17 protein-coding genes are annotated in these 20929 nt (G+C 59.1%); 8 read left to right on the top strand and 9 right to left on the bottom strand.

Annotated elements, in window-relative coordinates; all coding sequences use genetic code 11:
• Positions 1 to 39 precede the first annotated feature (39 nt).
• The 3 genes from FXO11_RS18480 (at position 40) to FXO11_RS18470 (ending at position 2775) form a co-directional block, all read left to right on the top strand.
• Positions 40 to 1233 carry a benzoate/H(+) symporter BenE family transporter gene (locus FXO11_RS18480; RefSeq protein ID WP_148864412.1) on the top strand — a complete coding sequence of 398 codons (1194 nt, stop codon included), beginning with the start codon at positions 40 to 42 and terminating at the stop codon, positions 1231 to 1233.
• Positions 1234 to 1353: 120 nt separating this feature from the next.
• On the top strand, positions 1354 to 2073 hold the full coding sequence (locus FXO11_RS18475) for a YebC/PmpR family DNA-binding transcriptional regulator (RefSeq protein ID WP_148864411.1): 720 nt from the start codon (positions 1354 to 1356) through the stop codon (positions 2071 to 2073).
• A gap of 126 nt (positions 2074 to 2199) precedes the next feature.
• The gene (locus FXO11_RS18470; RefSeq protein ID WP_148864410.1) at positions 2200 to 2775 is read left to right on the top strand and encodes an NnrU family protein; all 576 of its coding nucleotides are present in this window, start codon (positions 2200 to 2202) and stop codon (positions 2773 to 2775) included.
• Between the two features lie 51 nt (positions 2776 to 2826).
• On the opposite strand, the gene FXO11_RS18465 is transcribed toward FXO11_RS18470, so the two are convergent.
• Positions 2827 to 4512, bottom strand: coding sequence for a methyl-accepting chemotaxis protein (locus FXO11_RS18465; protein WP_148864409.1), 1686 nt, complete (start codon positions 4510 to 4512; stop codon positions 2827 to 2829).
• Positions 4513 to 4768: 256 nt separating this feature from the next.
• On the opposite strand from FXO11_RS18465, the gene FXO11_RS20305 reads away from it, so the two are divergent.
• Complete coding sequence (locus tag FXO11_RS20305; RefSeq protein ID WP_168203203.1) at positions 4769 to 4924, top strand: hypothetical protein; 156 nt, start codon at positions 4769 to 4771, stop codon at positions 4922 to 4924.
• Between the two features lie 64 nt (positions 4925 to 4988).
• Here the strand turns inward: FXO11_RS20305 and FXO11_RS18460 are convergent, their stop codons facing one another.
• Both FXO11_RS18460 and FXO11_RS18455 read right to left on the bottom strand, forming a co-directional pair.
• Positions 4989 to 5621, bottom strand: coding sequence for a SagB/ThcOx family dehydrogenase (locus FXO11_RS18460; protein WP_148864408.1), 633 nt, complete (start codon positions 5619 to 5621; stop codon positions 4989 to 4991).
• 36 nt (positions 5622 to 5657) lie between these two features.
• Positions 5658 to 6101 (bottom strand): GNAT family N-acetyltransferase, encoded by a 444-nt coding sequence (locus tag FXO11_RS18455; RefSeq protein ID WP_148864407.1) that lies wholly within the window; start codon positions 6099 to 6101, stop codon positions 5658 to 5660.
• Positions 6102 to 6234: 133 nt separating this feature from the next.
• On the opposite strand from FXO11_RS18455, the gene FXO11_RS18450 reads away from it, so the two are divergent.
• The 4 genes from FXO11_RS18450 (at position 6235) to FXO11_RS18435 (ending at position 9570) form a co-directional block, all read left to right on the top strand.
• Positions 6235 to 7335, top strand: a complete 1101-nt coding sequence (locus FXO11_RS18450) for a M14 family zinc carboxypeptidase (RefSeq protein ID WP_148864406.1) — start codon at positions 6235 to 6237, stop codon at positions 7333 to 7335.
• 64 nt (positions 7336 to 7399) lie between these two features.
• On the top strand, positions 7400 to 8146 hold the full coding sequence (locus FXO11_RS18445) for an alpha/beta fold hydrolase (protein ID WP_148864405.1): 747 nt from the start codon (positions 7400 to 7402) through the stop codon (positions 8144 to 8146).
• 129 nt (positions 8147 to 8275) lie between these two features.
• Positions 8276 to 8893 (top strand): glutathione S-transferase family protein, encoded by a 618-nt coding sequence (locus FXO11_RS18440; protein ID WP_148864404.1) that lies wholly within the window; start codon positions 8276 to 8278, stop codon positions 8891 to 8893.
• An 11-nt stretch (positions 8894 to 8904) separates the two neighbouring features.
• Positions 8905 to 9570, top strand: a complete 666-nt coding sequence (locus FXO11_RS18435; RefSeq protein WP_148864403.1) for a glutathione S-transferase family protein — start codon at positions 8905 to 8907, stop codon at positions 9568 to 9570.
• A 316-nt stretch (positions 9571 to 9886) separates the two neighbouring features.
• Here FXO11_RS18435 and FXO11_RS18430 read toward each other — a convergent pair whose 3' ends face one another.
• From FXO11_RS18430 to trpC, 6 genes are all read right to left on the bottom strand, one after another.
• Positions 9887 to 10270, bottom strand: a complete 384-nt coding sequence (locus FXO11_RS18430) for a hypothetical protein (RefSeq protein ID WP_148864402.1) — start codon at positions 10268 to 10270, stop codon at positions 9887 to 9889.
• Between the two features lie 753 nt (positions 10271 to 11023).
• Positions 11024 to 15868: an RHS repeat-associated core domain-containing protein gene (locus FXO11_RS18425; protein WP_227545962.1), complete on the bottom strand. Its 4845-nt coding sequence runs from the start codon at positions 15866 to 15868 to the stop codon at positions 11024 to 11026.
• Between the two features lie 2 nt (positions 15869 to 15870).
• Positions 15871 to 16665, bottom strand: a complete 795-nt coding sequence (locus FXO11_RS18420; protein WP_148864401.1) for a DUF4123 domain-containing protein — start codon at positions 16663 to 16665, stop codon at positions 15871 to 15873.
• Positions 16658 to 18727, bottom strand: coding sequence for a type VI secretion system Vgr family protein (locus tag FXO11_RS18415; protein ID WP_148864400.1), 2070 nt, complete (start codon positions 18725 to 18727; stop codon positions 16658 to 16660). The genes FXO11_RS18420 and FXO11_RS18415 overlap by 8 nt, the downstream gene beginning before the upstream one ends.
• Before the next feature lie 426 nt (positions 18728 to 19153).
• Positions 19154 to 19672 carry an Hcp family type VI secretion system effector gene (locus FXO11_RS18410; RefSeq protein WP_148861191.1) on the bottom strand — a complete coding sequence of 173 codons (519 nt, stop codon included), beginning with the start codon at positions 19670 to 19672 and terminating at the stop codon, positions 19154 to 19156.
• Positions 19673 to 20098: 426 nt separating this feature from the next.
• A complete protein-coding gene (gene trpC / locus FXO11_RS18405) occupies positions 20099 to 20911 on the bottom strand; it encodes an indole-3-glycerol phosphate synthase TrpC (protein ID WP_148864399.1) in 813 nt (270 codons plus the stop codon).
• Positions 20912 to 20929: the final 18 nt, after the last annotated feature.

The raw sequence follows: 20929 nt of genomic DNA, 5'->3' as shown, positions 1-20929 counted from the left end.
AGCGTGCGTTATAGCGCACAAAAAACTAAGGATAAAGCCGTGGCCTTGCCCAGTGCGCTCAAAGACCTATCGCTTTCCCATGTGACCGCCGGCTTCGTGGCCGTCCTAGTGGGTTTTAGCAGTTCTGTGGTGATTATTCTGCAGGCTGCCGAGAGCGCCGGGGCCACGTCGGCTCAAATCAGTTCGTGGATTTGGGCGTTGGGGTTGGGCATGGGGCTGACCAGTGCCGGCCTCTCGCTTTATTTCAGGGAGCCTGTGCTGACGGCCTGGTCCACGCCAGGTGCGGCCTTGCTGGCAACCAGTCTGTCAGGATTCTCCCTGGAGCAGGCGACGGCAGCCTTCATTTTCGCCGCTGTGTTGACCATCATCGTCGGCTGGACCGGTTGGTTCGAGCGTATCCTGAAACACCTGCCGCAATCCCTGGCAGCGGCTATGCTGGCGGGCATCCTGTTCCAGTTCGGGCTCGATGCATTCGTGGCGCTGGAGGGCAGCTTCCTGTTGGTCGCGCTGATGCTGGTGACTTATGTGATCAGCCGGCAACTGCTGCCGCGGTATGCGATCCTGCTGGTGCTGGCTGTGGGAATGTTGACTGCCTGGCTGCAGGGAAGCTTGCATTGGGGTGGGCTGGAACTGGCGTTGGCTGAGCCGCGGTTGGTCTGGCCGGACTTCTCGCTGCCGGTGCTGATCAGTGTTGGTGTACCGCTGTTTGTCGTCACCATGACCTCCCAGAACGTTCCGGGCCTGGCTGTGCTTCGGGCCAACGGTTTTCGCACGCCCCTTTCTCCCGTACTGACGGTGACCGGCCTGGCCACGCTGATCCTCGCGCCTTTCGGCGGCTATGCTTTCAACCTCGCCGCGATTACAGCCGCCATCTGCATGGGCGAAGAAGCTGGCGAAAAGAAGTCGGCCCGCTATCTGGCCGCCGTCTGCGCAGGTGTGGTTTATATCCTGGTGGGATTGTTTGGCGCCACCGTCGTGGCTCTGTTTGCGGCTTTTCCGAAGGCTTTCGTCGTTGCCCTGGCAGGGCTGGCGCTGTTGGGCACCATCGGTAACAGCCTGCATGCGGCCCTGGATGACGCCCAAGGCCGGGAAGCGGCGCTCATCACCTTTCTGGTGACCGTGTCCGGGGTGACCCTTTGGGGTGTTGGCGCAGCCTTCTGGGGCTTGGTGGCCGGGCTGCTGGTACGGCTTGCAGTGAACCTCGGGTTACAGAAAGCGGCGATTAAAAAATAGAACTGGCCAGCGCTCTATGTGTAAAATCGCTGCTCTTTTGAACAGCACCGGCTGTTCCACTTAATTCTTTACGTATTCTGTTCACTAGCAAGTACTGCGTTTACACATTGAGGCACGGGTATGGGCAGAGCCTACCAAAACCGCAAAGATTCCATGGCCAAGACGGCCAACGCCAAAACCAAGGTCTACAGCAAGTACGGGCGTGAGATCTACGTCTGCGCCAAGCAGGGTGGCCCCGACCCGGATGGTAACTTGTCCCTGCGCAACCTGATCGACCGGGCCAAGAAAGACCAGGTGCCGACCCACGTTATCGAGCGTGCGATCGAGAAAGCCAAAGGTAGCGGCGGCGAAGATTACTCGGCAGCCCGTTACGAAGGGTTCGGTCCGGGCAACTGCATGGTCATCGTCGACTGCTTGACCGACAATCCCAACCGGACCTTTGGCGATGTCCGCGTCTGTTTCACTAAGACCAAGAGCAAGATCGGCACGCCGGGCAGCGTCAGTCACATGTTCGATCACTGCGCCATATTCGCGTTCGCCGGAGACGACGAAGAGGCGGTTCTCGAAGCATTGATGGAAGCTGAGGTGGATGTCACTGACATCGAGAACGAAGAGGGCCGTATTACCGTTTTCGCGCCCAACACCGAATACGCCAAAGCCAAGCAGGCGCTGGCCGATGCCTTTGGCGAGATCGACTTCGAAGTGGACGAAATCCAGTTCCTGCCCCAGACCACCGCGCCGGTCACCGGCGAGGACGTGGAGATGTTCGACAAGTTCCTCGACATGCTCAACGACCTCGACGACGTGCAGAACGTCTATCATAACGCCGACGTTCAATAGGGCTGACGTTCAGTAAGCGTTTGGCCGGGCAAGTACCTATTGCCCGGCCTCCCTTATTCTCCCTCCTGTCTTTCGGGCGTCAGACTTCTCCGCTAAGCTCCTGAAAAACGATGAGGGAGCACCGCAATGACCGTACTGATCCTTGGACTGATCATCTTCCTGGGCGTGCACTCGCTGTCGATCGTCGCCGAGCCCTGGCGTAACCGCATGGCGGAGCGCTTGGGCGAGGGGCCGTTCAAGGGTCTTTACTCGCTGGTGGCGCTAGTGGGGTTGGTGCTCCTGATCTGGGGCTACGGTCAGGCGCGACTGGAGCCGGTGGTGATCTACACGCCGCCCATGTGGATGCGCCACCTCGCCATGGTGCTGTTGATCCCGGTCTTTGTCCTGCTGTTCGCCACTTATCTGCCCGGCCGTATCCAGCGTGCGGTGAAGCACCCGATGCTGGTGGCGGTCAAGCTCTGGGCGCTGGCCCACCTGCTGGCCAATGGCATGCTCGCGGATGTGCTGTTATTCGGTGGTTTTCTGGCCTGGGCGGTGGCGGACCGGATTTCTCTCAAACGCCGTGCACCCCGGGCAAAGCCGGAGCTGCCTCACAACCCCATGAACGACATCATCGCTATTGCCGGCGGCCTGGTGGTTTATGCGCTGTTTGTGGTGTGGCTGCACCGGGTGCTGATCGGTGTGGCGCCGGTGGCGATGTGAAGGAAAAGGCCGCTGCACACAATTGCACAGCGGCCTGACAGATTCGTATTATCAAACCCTGAACTGACTAACGAGCGTGCGCAATTGTTCGCTGAGCTGGGCCAGTTCGTGGCTTGCTTCGTTGGTCTGAGTGACGCCTTCGTCGCTGTGCTGGGCCGCCTCGACAATACGGATCACGTTTTGGTTGATCTCTTCGGCGACCTGGCTTTGCTGTTCTGCCGCCGTGGCGATCTGGGTAACCTGGTTATGGATTTCATCCACCGAACACTCAATCGTATTCAGGGCAGTAGTGGCTTGGTCGATGCGTTCGACGGTGCCGTCAGACAGCGCCTGTGACGCACGCATGGTTTCCACCGCGCTGCGGGATTCTGCGATAAAGCCATCAATCATGGTTCTAATCTGACCGGCCGATTCACCGCTACGTCGTGCAAGCTGACGGACCTCGTCGGCGACGACGGCAAATCCGCGCCCGTGCTCGCCAGCCCTGGCCGCTTCGATAGCGGCGTTCAGCGCAAGTAAATTGGTCTGGTCGGTTACATCGTGGATCACGTCCAGCACCGACTGAATGTCGTTACTGCGGGCTGCCAGTGCATCGATGGATTCGGCGCTCTTGAGGATATTGGCGGAAAGTTCGCGAACCGAGCGCTGGGAGGCTGAAATTGTTTGGCCGCCTTCTTTTGCTCGTTGGTCGGCATCGGCTCCGGCGGTTTGGACTTCATTAGCGTTCTTTGAAATCTGGTGGATGGTGGCCGCCATTTCGTTGATTGCCGAGGCGATCTGGTCGGTCTCCGAACCCTGTACCTGCACCGAGCGGCGGGTTTCTTCCGCGACACGGCTGAGTTCCTCGGCGGCGGAGGCTACCTGATGGGTGGTATCGCCCACGTCGCGAATCGTTTTCTGTATTTTGATTACGAATGCGTTGAAACGGCGGCCTAGTTCGGCCAGCTCATCGTGGCCACTGTCGGGCAGACGCTGGGTCAGGTCGCCTTCACCCTCGGCGATTTCCTGCATGGTGCGACTCACGTTTGCCAGCGGCCGGGTGACCGTTCGGCCAACCAGCACGCCGAAACCGATGGCGATAAGGACGACAATGCCCGTCACCGCGAGAATCGAAGCCAGTGCTGCGCTGATGTTATCGGCAATCTGGGCCTCGGCTGCGGCGACCGTCTTATCGACGCTGGTGACGTAGACCCCGGTGCCAATCACCCAATTCCACTTGTCGAGGACCAGCGAGTAGGAGATCTTCGGCTCCACCTCACCGGATGCCGGGTTCTTGCGCTCGTAAGCATAGAAACCGCCACCATTGCGGCCAGCGTCGAACAAGGCCTTGAGCAAGGCCTTTGTCTCCGCGGTGCTGTTCTTGACATAGCCTTCGGCGCTGGGCTTGGGGCGGAATGCGAGATTGAAGGAGTCGTGGGTGTAGGCAAAGATGTAGTTCTTGGCGCCAAAACCCATCGACCGAATCGTGTCTCGGACACGTAACTTGGCTTCTTCCGCGCTGAGCGTTGTGCTGTTGTAATCCGCCTCGATAGCCGTGCGGGCGGCTTCGACGATATGCTTGAGCCCGGTTTTATGGGCCTCGATGAGGTTGCCTCGCAATCGCTCGATTTCAGCGTCACCGTTGGTTTTAAGTTGAACGGTGGTCACCCAGGCCACGACGGCTGCGGTGAGCAAAACAGGAACCAAGATAGCAATGAGCAGGCGCGAGCGGATACGTAGCCGCTGAAAGAAACCCATGGGCAGCACTCCGATGGAAATTGAGCTTCAAGAAGGCCTGCCAGTATCCGGAAATGGCGCGGTGTTTCCATTGAATTATGTAACGTAATTTTGCGATAGGAAATATAATTCCGCTCTGCAAAACTATTAGCTGTCATCATGTGTTTGACAGACCCTGATAGGCCAAGCGTCACCTGAAGCAAAACTCAGTACTGCTGCGGATTGCATAGGGTGCCGACGACGCCTACGATACGGGTTCCAACGAAGGAGCTTTGTTATGGCAAGAAAGAAACGAACACCCACCCAACACAATCAGGTTCAGCGCGATCTGCGTTCACCGCTTTATCGGCTGCAGGTTGTTAAGGACAAAACCCGCTATAACCGCAAGCGCGCCAAGATCGTCCGGTCCGAGGACTTTCGCAAGGCAGCCTGAGGGTTGTTTTACGAAAGTCCTCGACCGAACGCCTATTCGGTCCGTTTCTCCACTCCAGGTTGCTCTACTCGTGCGGGTAGCCGATACACATCAGAGCTATCGGCAGATGCCCTGACGGTAGCTTCAGAGCCTCTGCAATACCCTCGTCGTCAAACGCGCCCACCAGCACCGTCCCCATTTCAAGCGCACTCGCCTGCAACTGGATATTCTGCGTCGCGGCGCCTACTTCGATATAGGCATAGCGAGCGCCCCGGCCCGCGGGCGGCTGTCCCGTGAACTCGCCGTTCATTGTGTCGACAGCCGCGCTGACGACGATAGTCATCGGCGCCTGCCCGATCCAGGGCTGCTTCTCGAGGGCGAGTTCTTGTAAGGCTGTTCGCACATCGCCCAGACCGGCGGGAGTGAGGCTATGGTTGCCTGGCGTGTAGCGGTAGAGATCGATAGCGAGCTTGCTCACGTGGTGGGCCGCAACATGCAGCGTCAGCGGGTAGGTCTGATTGGCCGACGGCGCCGAGCGTAGGCGGGTCTGGGGATCCTGGCCCTGGCCGGCCCAGAGCAGTTGAGAAAGCGCTGGCAGCGGAATAATGCGGCGATCGAACTCGCGACAGCTGCGCCGAGAGGCGATGGCGGTTTCGAGGGGTACTTGGCTGTCATGGGGCGGGTGGGGCAGTTTCAGGAAACGTTCCTTCGTGTCCATCAATGGATCCTCTGGTCGCCTGTTTGGAGTCGGGCATCAGCTTTTGTTGGAGCTGAGCGACTTGAGGTAGACATGCTGCGTCTTGCGGCGCACGTATCCCTGGGCTTCGTAAAAGGGATGGGAACCTTCGCGTTCCGCGTTGGAGCGAACAGTGATGTGTTCGAGACCACGCCTGGCCGCCCACTTCTCTGCGGCTTTGACCAGCGCAGCGCCGACACCCTGCCGTGCACTTTGTCCGGTAACGATCAACCCGACAATTTCGGCCTTCTCACCGGATTCCAGCAACAGGCGTTTTTCCACCGCAATCCATCCCAATATTTTTTCGTCGCCGGCGTCCGCAACGGCGATGTAACGGTCAGCGCGGCCCATCAACTGGTCCAGCCGGTTATTGATGTCCACCGCGGTGGATCGATAGCCCAGTTCGGTAGCCAGGCGGGCAATTTGGGGGGCGTCGTATAGGGAGGCTTTGCGGATGTGCATAGGCGCGCGCTCTTTGGGTAGGCAGGTTTGGTTTTAATCCTGATCAGCTTGAGGATGGACGACAACGCGCCTTTCATCAATCTGTAGCAACGGCTCGCTAAAATGACAGGTTGATGTCATCCGGGAGAGCGTTATGACAGAACTGCGGGACCTCACGCCTCATGCGGCGATTCCATTGGAGCAGTCCACTCGGGATCGACGACAGCGACGATTGCTACGGGACTACCTGCCGGAAATCGTCTCCCTTGAGCGGATGCTGGCCGAGGCACCGGAGCTCGTTAAAGCCCGCGTTATAGAGCGTGTGGCGTTGAAAGACGTGCCGCTCCCGCTCTATCGCGTGGATATCGGCAGCGAGGCGGACGACGTGCCGGTGCTGCTGCTGGTCGGCGGCGTGCACGGTTTGGAGCGCATTGGCGCGCAAGTGATCCTGGCCTGGCTGCAGAGCTTGATCAACCGTTTGACCTGGGACCGTGAAATGCAGGATCTGCTTTCGCGCATTCGCATCACTCTGCTGCCGGTCCTCAATCCGGGCGGCATGTTCCTCAACCAGCGCAGCAATCCCAACGGTGTAGACTTAATGCGCAATGCACCGATCGAGGCTCAGGGCACCAGCACTTTCCTGCTCGGCGGGCAGCGGGTTTCGCGCCGCCTGCCCTGGTATACCGGCACGCCGGAAAACGGCATGGAACCCGAGAACCGGGCGCTCGAAGCCGTCATCCGGGATTTGCTGCCGGGCCGTCCCTTCAGCGTGGCGCTGGATTGCCACTCCGGCTTTGGCTGGCAGGACCAAATCTGGTTCCCCTATGCTTACCGTCGCCGGCCTATGCGCCGCATTGCCTCGGTGATGGCACTCAAGTTGTTGTGGGAACAGGCCTATCCTAATCACACCTACGCTTTTGAGCCGCAGTCCCGCCATTATCTGACCCACGGCGATCTATGGGACTATTTTTACAAGCAGGTTAACCGCAAAGGGGAGGGGGCTTTTATTCCGCTGACGCTGGAAATGGGCTCCTGGCGCTGGATCCGCAAACGGCCGCGTCAGCTTTTAAGGCTGGAAGGGCTTTTTAACCCGATGGTCCCCCACCGCCACCAGCGGGTGCTACGCTCTCATCTAAGCTTTATCGATTTTCTGATGCGGGCCGCAGCCAATCATGAAAACTGGTTGCCAGCCGAGGACCAGGAGCCCATGCTCCGGGAGGCGGCCATCATGCATTGGTACCGCGAGCAGGGATAAAGTGAGTTCGTGGTTCCGGCGATGCCTGAAACCGGAATCGAAGTGGCGCTTTAAGGAACGCTGAATGCACTGGATCTTGTTGCGTGGTTTAACCCGCGAGCATGCGCATTGGGGCGTGTTACCCGAGCGTCTGCGCGATACCTTTCCGGAACACAGGTTCCACACCGTCGATCTGCCGGGTACCGGCACCCGATTTCGTGAGCCGAGCCCCTGGACCGTGCCGGCCATACGAGCGGCCGTGCAAAGGCAGGTAGACCATATTCCGGGACCGTACGGACTGATCGCTCTCTCCATGGGTGCCATGGTCGCTGTGGATTGGGCGCAGCAGGCTGATCGGGAGATCGAGCACCTAATCCTCATTAACACCAGCAGTGGCTTCAATCGCCCCTGGCATCGGCTCAAGCCGGCCACCTGGCCCACCCTGCTTCGCCTGCTGACATTGCGGGATCTGCGCGAGCGCGAAGCACAGGTGCTGGCGTTGACGTCCAACCGACAACTCAACCCGGCGACCGTCCAGCGTTGGTACAGTATCCAGACCCAACGTCCGGTTTCCGCTACCAATGCTACGCGCCAGTTGATGGCGGCCGCGCGCTATCGCCCCCTTCAGGAACGCCCCCTGACGCATGCCCTATTGCTGGCAAGCACAGGTGATCGTATTGTCGATTGGCGCTGTAGCGAGGATCTGGCCGAACGTTGGCACTGGACTTTTCGCCTGCACCCCGATGCGGGTCACGACTTACCTCTCGACGATCCCGATTGGCTTATCGACGAAATCACCCGCTACATCAACGGCACGTCATTGGCTGCTTGACCCGGGTCCAACCTGGCGGCAAGCTTTGATCCCTAAGCCCGCTAACGATAGCGCATTCTGCAGAGTGATACCGAATTGCAGAACAATGGCCGAAACAACAACAAATGACCGATGCCGACAGGAGAGTCCATGAAGATCTACGAAACCAAGACCGCCCCGAATCCCCGCCGTGTTCGTATGTTCCTGGCTGAAAAAGGCCTGCTGGACGAGGCCGAGTTCGTCCAGATCGACCTGCAAAAAGGCGAGAACCTGACGCCGGAATATGCCGCTATGAACCCGATGAAGAAGGTGCCGGTGCTGCAACTCGACGACGGGACCAGCATCGCCGAGACCATGGCGATCTGCCGCTATTTCGAAGAACTGCATCCGGGCACCACGCCGTTGCTGGGTGAAGGCGCAGTCGGCAAGGCCCACGTGGAACAGTGGCTACGCTGGATCGAGTTTTTCTTCTTCCTGCCCACGGGCATGTGCTTTCAGCACACCACCGGCTATTTCAAGGACCGCATGAACCCGATCAAGGAATGGGGCGAAGAGTGCGGCAAGAACGTCGAGAAGTTCTTCCACTTCCTGGACAAGCACCTGGAAGACCGTGAATACCTCTGTGGCGACACCTTCACCGCTGCCGATATCAACGCCTTCACCACTATCGACTTCAATAAGGTGAACAACATCCGTATCAAGCCGGAGCAGGCCAACCTCCAAGCGTGGTATGACCGGGTCAAGGCTCGTCCGTCCGCCAAGGTGTAAGGAGCTACCCGATGATTGATGTCTACACCGCGCCTACACCGAACGGGCACAAGGTGACGGTTGCACTCGACGAAATGGGTGTCGAGTACAACCTGATTGCCGTGGATCTTTCCAAAGGCGAGCAGAAAACGCCGGAATTTCTGAGCATGAATCCCAACGGTCGCATCCCGGTCATCGTGGATCGGGACAACGACGATTTTGTGGTCTTCGAGTCCGGCGCCATTTTGATCTACCTGGGCGAGAAATACGGCAAGCTCTACCCCAGCGACCCGAAGGTGCGCTTTCAAGTGCTGCAGTGGCTCATGTTCCAAATGGGCGGCGTCGGCCCCATGATGGGCCAGGCCAATGTCTTCTATCGCTACTTCCCGGAAAAGATCCAGCCCGCCATCGACCGCTACCAGAACGAATGCCGTCGCCTATTCGAAGTGCTCGATTCACGGCTGGCGGAATCGCCCTACCTGGCCGGCGACGAATACACCATCGCCGACATCGCCAACTGGACCTGGGTGCGGACCCATAAGTGGTCGGGTGCCTCTGTGGAAGGCTTGGACCACTTGAACCGTTGGTTAGATGAATTGGGCCAGCGGCCGGGGTGTCAGAGTGGGGTTGAGAAGCCGCAGCGGGAGCGGGATAAGGAGAAGTTTATTCAGGGGGCTAGGACGATGGTTCAGCGGTAGATTTTGTCATATCCGCTGTTCGCTGGCGGTATGAGCTTGCGAGGCCCAACATTCCAAAAGGTAATCATTATGTTGGGCTTTCTTCGTCAGCCCAACCTACTATGTCTGGTGAGACCTGCCGAACCGCATTAATCTCGCCAACATTCAACGAATTGTTCTCACCGCCCACCCCATCGTCCGAATAAACACTTCCATCTACAAACAGATGAAAACTCGAATGGGGCCAATCGCGAACACGGTATCAAGTAACGCTTTCCGCCATAGCAAATTTACGTCAAAAATTTTACGAAACTTAGCGCGTAATAATCTTGGGCATTTAGCCCATTGCTCTGCCTACGCTGTCGATGCTGGGAGCTGGACTCTGTCTTTTGATTACTACTAAACCGAGGAGTTCTTCGGTTACGTCGTCTAGGTAAACTTTCGCCGAATATCCCGAAGCTTTAAACGCGACGAAATCTACGTACCCACTTGCTCTTGAGAGTTTCTCTGTACTCTGTTTGAAACCCCAGCTTTCGACGTTGGATTGCTCCACGGCTTCACGATGGATATTTAGGTGCCTAAGCTCTGTGGCGGTATCGACTCGAACTGGCTGATCAGTGATCCAACGAAAGTCTTCCGACGTTAGGAGGTCGTTAATAAAGGGAATGTGCTCCGCGATCTTGTATTCCGTGAGCATTGATGAAATTTTCTCTTTAGTCATATTAGTACGCCGGGCAGTGCCTAAAGAGCTCTCTATCACTATAGTTGATTCCGAAGTGCCAATCTCGCCATCCTTCTACTGGCTTTTCAGACACGCACACCACGGAAACCCCTAGTTCTGGGTGCCTGGATAAATAGTAGTAGTCGAATTCGTCTGGTGGGTGGATATTTGTCACTTGCGTTGATTCTGCGGAGACGACCATGAGCTTCGCTGGAAGACTATTCTTTTCTCCAGAAAGAACAACAATATGTCCGGAATCTGCGTCCTCTAGCGCTTGATCAATTTGAGGAATTAGAGCCTCTCGTGATTGATTCCCATACTTCCACTGAAGCAAGGAATGTTCTTTCCTCACAGCTAAATCTTGAAGAGCACTCAAACGAAATTTTCCCATTAGTCAATTGGCGCTTTCTTAACAACGCTAAGGTGTGACATACGATCTGCAGGAAGGCTCATAACTTCAAGCTGTGACTCACCCCCCGAAAGATAGCTTTTAGATCCCTTGTCGACTTGTGGGCCAACAGGGATTTTTCTGTTTGGCCTGCCGGTGTTATATAAAAAAGAAAGCAATTTCTTTTATGAGTTTTGAATCATCTTCGTGCACTGGGGTGCTGTTAACTTGAAAGTTGTGCATAAGATCTTTGGCTGAATTTGATCCTTCAGCCTTAACTCGATTAATCAGTTCTTGTGCTATAGAGGCGTCTTGTACGTATTTGTCTACTAGATATTGATAGCTCTTGATGAACTGGTCCTCGGTCATTTTGCAGACTCCGGTAGTAGTTTTATTTCGTAGAATTTAACCCATAGCTTCTCTTTGGGCTTGAGTTGTCGTTCTCCCCCTTTTCCATACTCTGGGTAAGAAGCAGTGAAAGGCTCTAATCCTGGTCCCTTGCCTCCAAATTCTTTTGGAATTTCAGCGTTCGGTATACCGGCCCCATCAAAAAGCTGAAGTGTATCAAACTTGCCCAGCAATCTGGCGTCACTCCAAGAGGCCGGATCGCCCGCTTTATAATAAACTTGGAAAGCATCACGTGCCTCGGCGCCGGACTTGAATTCGGAGAAGCCAAAATAGCTTAGAGGAGCCTCTTTAGAGGTAAAGGTCTGTTCAGCGAAGCTGGAATCCATGTAACGGTAACCTGAGGAAGGAAGGGTAGCGGACGGTCCACTCGGGCCTACGTAAAAATCAGGCCTATTATTTGCTGACTTTGGCTCATCCTTTGGCACACAAGCCAACCCCAACGGATCCACCCATCCCGTCGGATTCGGCACGTACTGGTAGTTATTCAAGCCACCCGCCAACCCAATCGGGTCAGGCGTCATAAACCGTCCCGTAGCCGGATTGTAGTACCGATGGCGGTTGTAGTGGAGGCCGGTTTCGGGGTCGTAGTACTGGCCTTGGAATCGCAGTGGATTCTGGATCTGGGCGATTTCTTTTCTGACCACGCTGCCGTAGGCGCGGTAGGTGGCGGACCAGACGATTTGGCCGCCGGAATCCGTCATTTCCTGGGGCGTGCCCAGGTGGTCCAGGTGGTAGTAGTAGACGCGGCTGTTTTCAGCACCGTAGCCTTCGGCCAGCGCGAGTGGGCGGAAGCTGTCCGGTTCGTAGAGGTAGGTGCGGTAGTCGTTGCCGCTTTCTTCGGCGATCAGGCGGTCGCCCTGCCAGATGAATTCGGTGCGCTGATGATCGTCTTCCTTGGCGATGCGGCGGCCGAAGGCATCGTATTCATAGCGGAAGGTTCGTCCATCGGGGCGGGTGACTTCCACCAGGCGGTGTTCGCAATCGTAGCGGTAGGTGGTGACCAGCTTCTGGTCCTTGCCGCGCCGCTCGGCGACGAGGTTGCCGAAGTCATCGTATTCGTAATGGCAGTCGCCGTGCAGGGTCAGGCGGTTGCCCTGGACTTTGGCGTTGACCTGCGGTGATGAGTTCTGCGCCTGTTCCAGCAGGTTGCCGGCGGGGTCGTGGATCAGTTGTTCGTAGACGTCACCGCGCACGCCCACCAGGCGGTCCCGGGGATCATAGACGTATTCCCGGAGGCCTTTGCGGCTGTCGTTAACGGACTTGAGGTTACCGGTGGTGTCGTACTGGTAGTCGCGCTGGTAGAAGACGTCCTTGATGCGCTGTTGGTGGAGGCGGTGCTGGGTCAGCCGGCCTTCGTCGTCGTAGACGTAGGCGCTGAGCAGGTCGCCCTGGGTGCGTTCCAGTTCCTCGCCGGTCGCCGACAGGCGGTGGCGGGTCAGGATGGCGCCATTGAGGTCGATGCCCGCCAGCAGGCCCGCGGCATCGCGCTGATAGTCCACGCGCTGGCTGTCGGGCATGGTCATGCCGGTCAGGCGGTCGAAGGCATCATAGTGATAATGCAGGGAGGCCCAGCCTTGATGTTCGGTGCGCAGTAAGCCCTGTTCGTCGTACTGGAACGCCAGCGGCCAGTGACCGTCGTCGACCCCGACCAGTTGGCCGTCGCGGTTATAGCGGTACTGGACCTCGCGGCCATCCGGGAGCACTTTTTGGGTTAACTGGCCGAGGACATCGCGCTCGTACTGCGTGACCTGTAGTGCTTCATCGCGGGTGCCGTACTCGGTCTTCTCTAGCAAATGACCGTTGAGATCGTAGCTGTAGCCCGTACGGCGACCGTCGAAGGCGGTTTCCTCACGTACCAAGCCGTTCGGGTAGTAGTCGATGCGGTAGCGCTCGCCGCGCTCGTTCTCGATCCGGGTCAGCAGGAAGCGGTGGTGATCGTAGCGGTACCTCAGCTCGCTGCCGTCCGGATTGATGCGGCGGGTCAGCAGATGCAGGTTGCGGTCGTACTCGTAACGGGTTTCCCGGCCCTGTTCGTCGACGAAGCGGGTGACCTTGCCGAAGCTGTTGTAGGCATAGCGGCGGGAGCGGTTGCCGGACAGTTTCTCCTCGACCACCCGGCCCAGCGCATCGTGGGTGTACTGGGTGATCGCACCCCGGGCGTCCTTCTTCGCCAGCAGCCGGCCGAAGGCGTCGTAGCGGTATTTCTGGAGCGCGCCGGTGGGGGTCTGTTCTTCCAGCAATTGGCCCTGATCATTCCATTGCCAGGTATGGCGGCGGCCGTCGGGCAGGTCGACCCGCGTCAATTGGCCCAGGCGGTTGTAGCTGTAGTCGGTGATGCGGCCCTTGGGGTCGGTTTCTTTCGCCAGATCGCCTTGGGGCGTGTAGGCAAAGGCCCAAACCTGGCCGCTGCGGTGGATCTCGGCAATGCGCCCCTGGCGGTAGGTGAAGAGGATGGGTTTCTCGTCGGGGCCGACCTTGCTGACCAGGCGTCCGGCGTCGTCGTAGCCGTAGGTGGTTTTGGCGCCGAGCGGATCGATGCTGGCCGTCAGCCGGCCCTGGTCGTCGTATTCGTTGACGTGCCGGGCGCCGTCCGGATCGATCTTGGTCTGGAGTTGGGCGCCGTCGTCGTACTGCCAATGCTCCTCGCTGCCGTCGACGTAGGTGATGGTGCAGGTGTGCTTCTCGTCGTCCCAGGCGAAGTGGGTGTCGATTTCCGGGCTGTCGCCCCACTGGCGGACACAACGGCCCTTGGGGGTGGTGTCGTCCCAGGCCAGGTAGAAGCTGTAGCCACTCGCCAGGGTGCGCTGGACCAGCAGGTGGTTGTCGAATGCGTAGCGCTCGGTTTCGGCCGCGGCATTGGTGGCTTCGACCAGATCGCCGTTGTCGTACCCGTAGGTGTGGGCGGTTTGCAGCGGCTCCCAGGCCGGTCCGTTGTCGGTCAGCCGGCGATGCAGGAGGCTGACCGACACGAGGCGGTCGTCCCGATACTCGAAGGCCAATGCCCGGTTGGCATCGTTGACGAGCCGATGCAGACGCCCGTGCAGGTCGTAGCCGAGCCGCAGTTCGTTACCATGGCGGTCGCTGATGCGGATCAGCCGGCCTTCATCGCCATGCCGCTCGAAATGATAGCGGGGCTGCTTTTCGCCGGCACAGGTAACGATTTGCTCACCGTCGCGCCAGGCGGCCATGCCGGACTGTGAATTGCTGCCGAACGGGGTGCTGTCGAGGGACGGCAGGCGCGTATTCTTGCCTTCGTGGTCGTGCCAGGTGATCCCGTCTTCGGTCAAGGACAGGCTGTGATTCAGGCTGTGACGCCAGCCGTAGCCCATGTCCAGTTGGCGGTCACTGGAACCGGAGCGGTAGATCCGTTTGAACTCGAACGGCAGCGGGCCTTCCAGGCGGACATCCACCAGCTCCAGGAGTTCCTCGCCGGTGACGGTGCTGACCGGGTCGCCGCAGGTCTCGGTCGACGCATTGTCCTGGGTGGCGCGGCCCTGATCGGTGGTGGCGGGCGACGGCTCGTCCGGTGCGCCGGTCTCCCGGGGTTTCTCGCTTAAGGCGGCGCTGTCGTGTCGGTTGGCCTGTAGCGGCAATGCCCTTTCGTCGGCCCCCAGGGCGTTGTAGGCCGGGTGCTGGGCTTGCATGTCGGATGCGCGAGCTGCCGAGGAGGGCGACAGATTACTTTCGCCCGCCGTCTGGATTTTACGGTGATTGGTGCCGATGTCGTCCATATAGTGCTGGAAGCCATCGGACAGCTTCACCAGGAAGGGACCCAGGTCCACGCTGTCAGGAGCGTCATCTCCGGCCCGGCCGACCGCTTTGGCCACCGCCTTGGTGCCGATACGGGTGCCGTACTTGGCCGCCAGTCCGGCGCCGCCGGTAATGATCAGGCCCACCACCACGTCGAACAGCACCTGCCCGAGCAACTCGCCCGCCATGTCCGCAAGCTGGGTGGGGGACTGCATGCGAAAGTACTGGCGCAGCGTGGACATGACGATGAACAGGAAGATCTCGTCGTTCGCCACCAGGCAGGCTTTCAGGTAGGCGTCGTCGGCTTCCTTGAGCTTCTCCATCTGCGCGGCCATGTCTTCAGGCATGTCGGAGAAGTCGTAATCCAGCAGGCCGCAGATGATGTCGTAGATGCGCTTGAGGTCGTCGAGAATGCCGGTAAAGCCATCGGCAAGGCCGCTAACCGCGCTGGCGTAGACGGCGTCATCGCGGCGGTCGGCAGGCAGTGCCAAGTAGGTGTCCCACTGCCGGCTGGCGCCGCTGTTCCAGGCGTCTTCCAGCACCCCGCAGCAGCTTTCGATAAAGCCGTCGTAGCTGGTGTAGAGGGCGTCCATGTCCGCCTTGGAAATATCCGGGACGAGGATCACGCGGTATTCCTTGCCCGGTGTGACGGTGACTTCGGCCAGACCATTAGCGTCGGTGATGCCGGTGGTGACCGTTGTCCAGTCGTCGCCCAGCCAGCCGCCCTGGTTTTCCTGTACTTCGAAGGGGGTGACCGGGATGGGAGTCTTCTTGATGTTCTCGTGGAAGTGGGCAATCTTGAGTTTGCGCAACTCCTCACAGGGCGCGACGGTGGCGGACACCACTTGATCGTCATCGGAACCGGCGCTGGTGTTTGCGCCATTGATGGCTAGCACCTGCTCGTGGCCGAGGAAGACGGACTTGAACCAGTCGTCTTTCCAGGCGTCGTAGTTCTTGACCACCGCTTCGCGCAGTTCGCGGGTCAGGGCGTTGATGTCCGGCTTGAGGGTGTCTTCCGATGAGGACGCGGCGTGTCCTGTCCTTTGCGCCATGGTCATGGGTGATCCTTACCTCGGATTGAGCGCCCAGCGTCCTGCTGGAGGCGATGGTGCAATGTGTTGAAGGTGGCGGTGTCGATTTCGGTCACCGGTGTTTGCCCAACCAGGCGACGAAGGTGACGCTGGACTTTCTGCCGCGCGACCGGCGCCGGGTAGGCAGCGATGGGCGAGGGCTCCAGTTGGTGGAGCGCCGCTACCGTGCTATCGATCAGCTGATCCCAGCAGAGTGTCGCCAGCGCATCCTCAACCGACTTGGGAAGCGTGAACCAAGGGTACGGTTTTTCTTCGGCATCAATGACCGGGCCGGGGTTACGGCGCTGGATTTGATCTGGGGCGATCCAGCTCTCGATCGGTCCCATCAACCGGGCCTGCTGGCCACTCTCGAGATGATCGTAAATAGGGCCGAGAAAGCGGGCATCCCAGTGGCGGAAGAAAACGGCTTTCCCATTGCTCAGAGCGATCTGGGTCAGGCTGCGCAGATGGGTGAATACCTGCTCCATGGATGCCATCGAGAGTGCGGCCCAGCCCCAGTCGGTCGACGATGTTTCATCGATCCAATCCAGAAAGCGGCTATCGGGGGACACGGCGACGAGGTAGGGCATGACGTCCTGCCAGCCGGCGTAAGGCGTACCTCGATAGAGGGGCTGGGCGCTCAGGCCATCCCGGTCGAAGAAATGGCGGACCGGTTCGCTGTCGCTGGTGCCGCTCAGGACCAGGTAGATGTCGGGTGTTTCCGGCAGTTCGCTGGCAGCCTGTTCCAGGCGTTGTCGAAGCGAGGGCTGCTCAGACATCGCAAACACCCTCGCGGCACTTCACGCACTCCTCGCAGAATGGGGCGGCGGATTTGAGGTTGTTGGCCTGGGGGCGTGTGAGCGGCACTTCCGCAAGCTGCGCCGGTTCGATCGCTTGATGGCTATTCTTCTCGAGATCCTGCGGCAACATCGGGCCGGCTGCATCCTGCCCGGACCCGCTCCCCGGCGCGCCACCGGAGTTGATCTTCAACGTGGGGCCGGACAACGTCACGCCGCTGGCATCCAGTTTCAGGAAGCTGCCGCCGGCGGCAATGGTCAGTTCGGCGCCGGCGTCCAGTACTACCTTGGCCCCGGCCTTGTAGTGGGCTTCGCTACCCGCTTCGGTGAGGGTGGATGTGCCGGACTTTTGGTGCAGCGTGCCGCCCACGCTGATACTGGCGTCCTTGCCGACCTTCTCCCGCTTCTCCCCATCGACCGTGCTGTGATTATTGGCCTTAATGTGACTGTAGCGGTCGTTGTCGACCGTGAGGTGGCTGTTGTGGTGAATGACCTCAGTGCGGTCGTTCTCGGTCAGCAGGTCCAGGTCTTTTTGGGCGTGAACGTAGATCTGTTCCTGATCGGCTTCGTCCTCGAAGCGCAGTTCGTTACTGCCTTCGCCCTTGTGGGTCTGGGTCTTTATTGTCGTGCGGGTTTTATGTTCCGGCAGCGCGTAGGGCGGGGTATTGGTGGCGTGGTAGGTCCGCCCGGTGATGATCGGCTGGTCCGGATCGCCATCGAGGAAGGAGACGATGACTTCATGGTCGATTCTGGGGATGGCCATAAACCCGTAACTGCCGCCGGCCCAGCCCTGGGAGACTCTGAGCCAGGCACTGCTGTGTTCGTTGTTTTGTGAGTAGCGGTCCCAGGGAAATCGGACTTTGACTCTGCCATGTTCGTCGCAGTGGATCTCTTCGCCCTCGGGGCCGGTGACGAGGGCCATCTGCGGGCCGTCCATGCGCGGGCGGGGGTTCTCTTTATCCGTTATCGGGGGCCGCCAGGTTCTATCCCCGGGCACGGTCCAGAAGTCATTGCTGTAAGTGGTGGCCCCGCTACCGCCTTCCTCTTCCAGCGCCTGGGGTTGTTTGCCTTCGTGCTTGACGGCGGTGATCAGCCAGTCCCGGTTGAACGTTGGTTGGGTATGGCCGTCCAGCGTGAACTTCGCCCCGGCGGTAAAGTCAGCGCGATTGCTTTCCCCTTTTCCGATACTGGCGTCCCGTCTCAGGCTATCAAGCCGTGATTCGGTAAACGGCTGCCCCGCCGCATCGGCCTTGAAGCGGCCCGGATAGTCGTAGTGTTCGTAGTCGGTCCGCTGGTTCGCTTCGCTATCGGCGGCATGGGCCTGGTGCATCAGCGCATAGGCGGGGTTCTTGAAGGTGTAGTCCTTCAACGATACACCGGCCACCGAGACGGTCTCGGTGTACTGGAATGTGAAGATACAGGGAACCTTGTGGCTGCCCCCGGCCATGGCGTTGTAACCCACCTCGGGCAGTTCCGGCGCATCCCGGTGATGATCGGCCATCACCAACGGCTGACCCGCCGTGTCATGATCAAAGCGGTAGTGCCAGCCTTCCTCGGCAGCGAGCCGGTTGAGAAAGTCGAGATCGGTCTCCCGGTGCTGGACGCAGTATTCCCGTTCGGTGGGGGTCCGTTTGAGATTAAAGCGTTTATCCACCAGCCCCCGCTCGTCCAGCAAGGTGCCCAGAATCGTCTCCGGGGTTTGCTGCTGGAAGATGCGGCTGTTGTGCATTAATCCTAACCGCCACAGGGCGGGTTGGACGGCCACCCAGTAGCGTGTACGCCGGTGACCGGTATCGCCCCGGCTAAAGGCGCTGACCACCCCCTGCACGGTCCGCACCGCCTGGCCGTCCTGCCAGATCACCAGCTCCGCGCCCTGATCCAGCACATCGGCAACCGCCAGGTCGGCAAAGCGACTGGCCAGATTCAGTTTCAGGACAAAGGGCTGCGAAAGATGCTCGGTCAGCTCGAAATCCACCACCGCGAAGGTGTCGTCGGGCAAGCGACCAAGGCGGGCCGTAAACTGCAGGCCGGTAGGCTGGGGCATGGGGGTCTCTTCCTTGAGTCATTACTGCTTCCTGCAGCGGGCACAAGTGACCCGCTGAAGCGCCAAAGTGTAACGGTTACCTGCAATCAGCGCTGTAAGCGATATCGGACAAGTGCAGTGGTGATCGCTGACGCCTGCAGGCGTGTTGCAAAAGCGACGCAGCCCGCACCCGGTTGATCGAAGGGAATGGAGGCCTGCGCTGGAGGAGGGGCAGGGACGCCCCGGTCGTCCTGGCTGGCCAAGGATGGCCATCCAGGGCAGCGCAAGCGCAGGTGTCCATTCGCTTCAGGCTCGAGCTCTATAGGCGAACGCCCAGCGGGACTAAGCAACTTGTGCAACACACCCGAAAACGGCCAGCAAGGGCTGGCCGTTCCAAAACCTCAGTTCATGAATCCCTCACAGGATCGATGAACCAAGCGCGAAGCCTTACGCTTCTACCGGCGAACGCCAGTCGTCAGAGCCGGAAGTACCGGCCACGCCGTGCTCCCAGGTGACCTTACGGTAGGCGACAGACACTTCCACCAGCTGGGTGAACTCGGCCTTGGCCGGGTCCTGGCAGTGGGGCATCTTACAGTCGATGTTAATGATGGTGGCGTCTTCCAGGATGGTAGAGAAGAAGTGCTCCTGCTTGCCCTCGACCGAGGTGCGGTACCACTTCAGCTCGACCTTGGGCAGCATTTCGCCGGAGGCCAGGGAGTTGTACATCAGCGGGGTAGCCTTGTTCAGGGCGGCGGTGAACTTGAACGGCTTGTGCACGCGCTGGCCGGCGGGCTGACCGGACTGGGGATCGGTCGGCACGGTGACGATGTGGTTGAATTCCTGGACCAGCATCTCGTCTTCGTGACCTTCGACGTAGATGTTGCCGACGGAGTCGGAGGTAAAGGCACCGGCGGTGATGTTGCCCTGAGTCTTACCTTCGATGCTGATATAACATGGGGTTGGCATAGTCTGCTCCTTGACGGAAAGAAAAAGTGGAGTCCATTCGCTTGCGGACGTCAAAGAGATAACAATACTTGTGCCAGAAAAAGAAAAACAAACAAAAACAGACGATTAACCAAAAGCCACGGCTCAAGCCCTCAGCAGGCCAAGCAAGTTCTTGCACCGGTCGAGCCAGATCTTGCTGGCTGGGCGAAATATTGCCCGCTGCTTCGAAAGGAAACGGAAGGAAAGTAAAGGATCGAGAACATCGAAAGGGTAAGGCAGGGAACTCGAGCCCGAAGCGGAGGCTGACCGTCGCCTGCGCCGCCCTAGAGGGCCATCCTTGGCCCGCTATGGCGGATCGGGGCGTCCCTGCCCCTACTTCGGTGAAGGTCAGCCTCCGCTTCGTTTGGACCTGCGGTATCGGCTTTTTGGATGTCGCGATAACGCGCTTTAGAAGAAAAGCTCTTGCAGCTTTTTACCCGGGTCTGGAGCGCGCATGAACGATTCGCCTACCAGGAAGCCATGGATACCCTGCTCGCTCATCGCCGTTACGTCGTCGCGGGTGAGGATGCCGCTTTCGGTGATGGTCAGGCGATCCTCCGGAATGCGGCGATGCAGTTCGAAGGTGGTGTCCAGCGATACTTCAAAGGTATGTAGATCGCGGTTGTTGATGCCCATTAGTGGCGTATCGAGGGTGAGGGCATCGTCCATTTCTTCGCCGTTGTGGACTTCCACCAGCACGTCGAGCCCAATCTCACCGGCGATGCCGGCCAGTTCCTGCATTTGGTCGCGGGTGAGACAGGCGGCGATCAGCAGGATGCAGTCCGCCTCGATCATCTTGCTTTCATAGATCTGGTAGGGCGCGACCATAAAGTCCTTACGGATCACCGGCAGGCTGCAGGCCTTGCGGGCGGCCGTCAGATAGTCCTCATGGCCTTGAAAGAAGTCTTTGTCGGTGAGCACGGACAGGCAAGTCGCGCCGCCGGCTTCGTAGCTTTCGGCAATTGCAGCCGGCTCGAACGGATCACGCAGGACGCCCTTGCTGGGTGAGGCTTTCTTTACTTCGGCGATCACTGCGGGCGACTGCTTTTCGATGCGTGATCGCAACGCATTGGCAAAACCGCGCGCAGCCGGCGTATCCGTTGCCCGGGCGCGAACGTCGGCCAACGGCTGCCGGCGCTGGCGGTAGTCGATTTCCTCCCACTTGCGGCCGACGATGCGGCGCAGGATGGTTGGGGTGCGGTCGGTGCCGGAACGGGTCATCGGTGCAATCCTATGAAA

Source organism: Marinobacter fonticola, assembly GCF_008122265.1.
Taxonomy (GTDB): Bacteria; Pseudomonadota; Gammaproteobacteria; order Pseudomonadales; family Oleiphilaceae; genus Marinobacter_A; species Marinobacter_A fonticola.
This window is presented reverse-complemented; position numbering and strand designations above follow the sequence as displayed.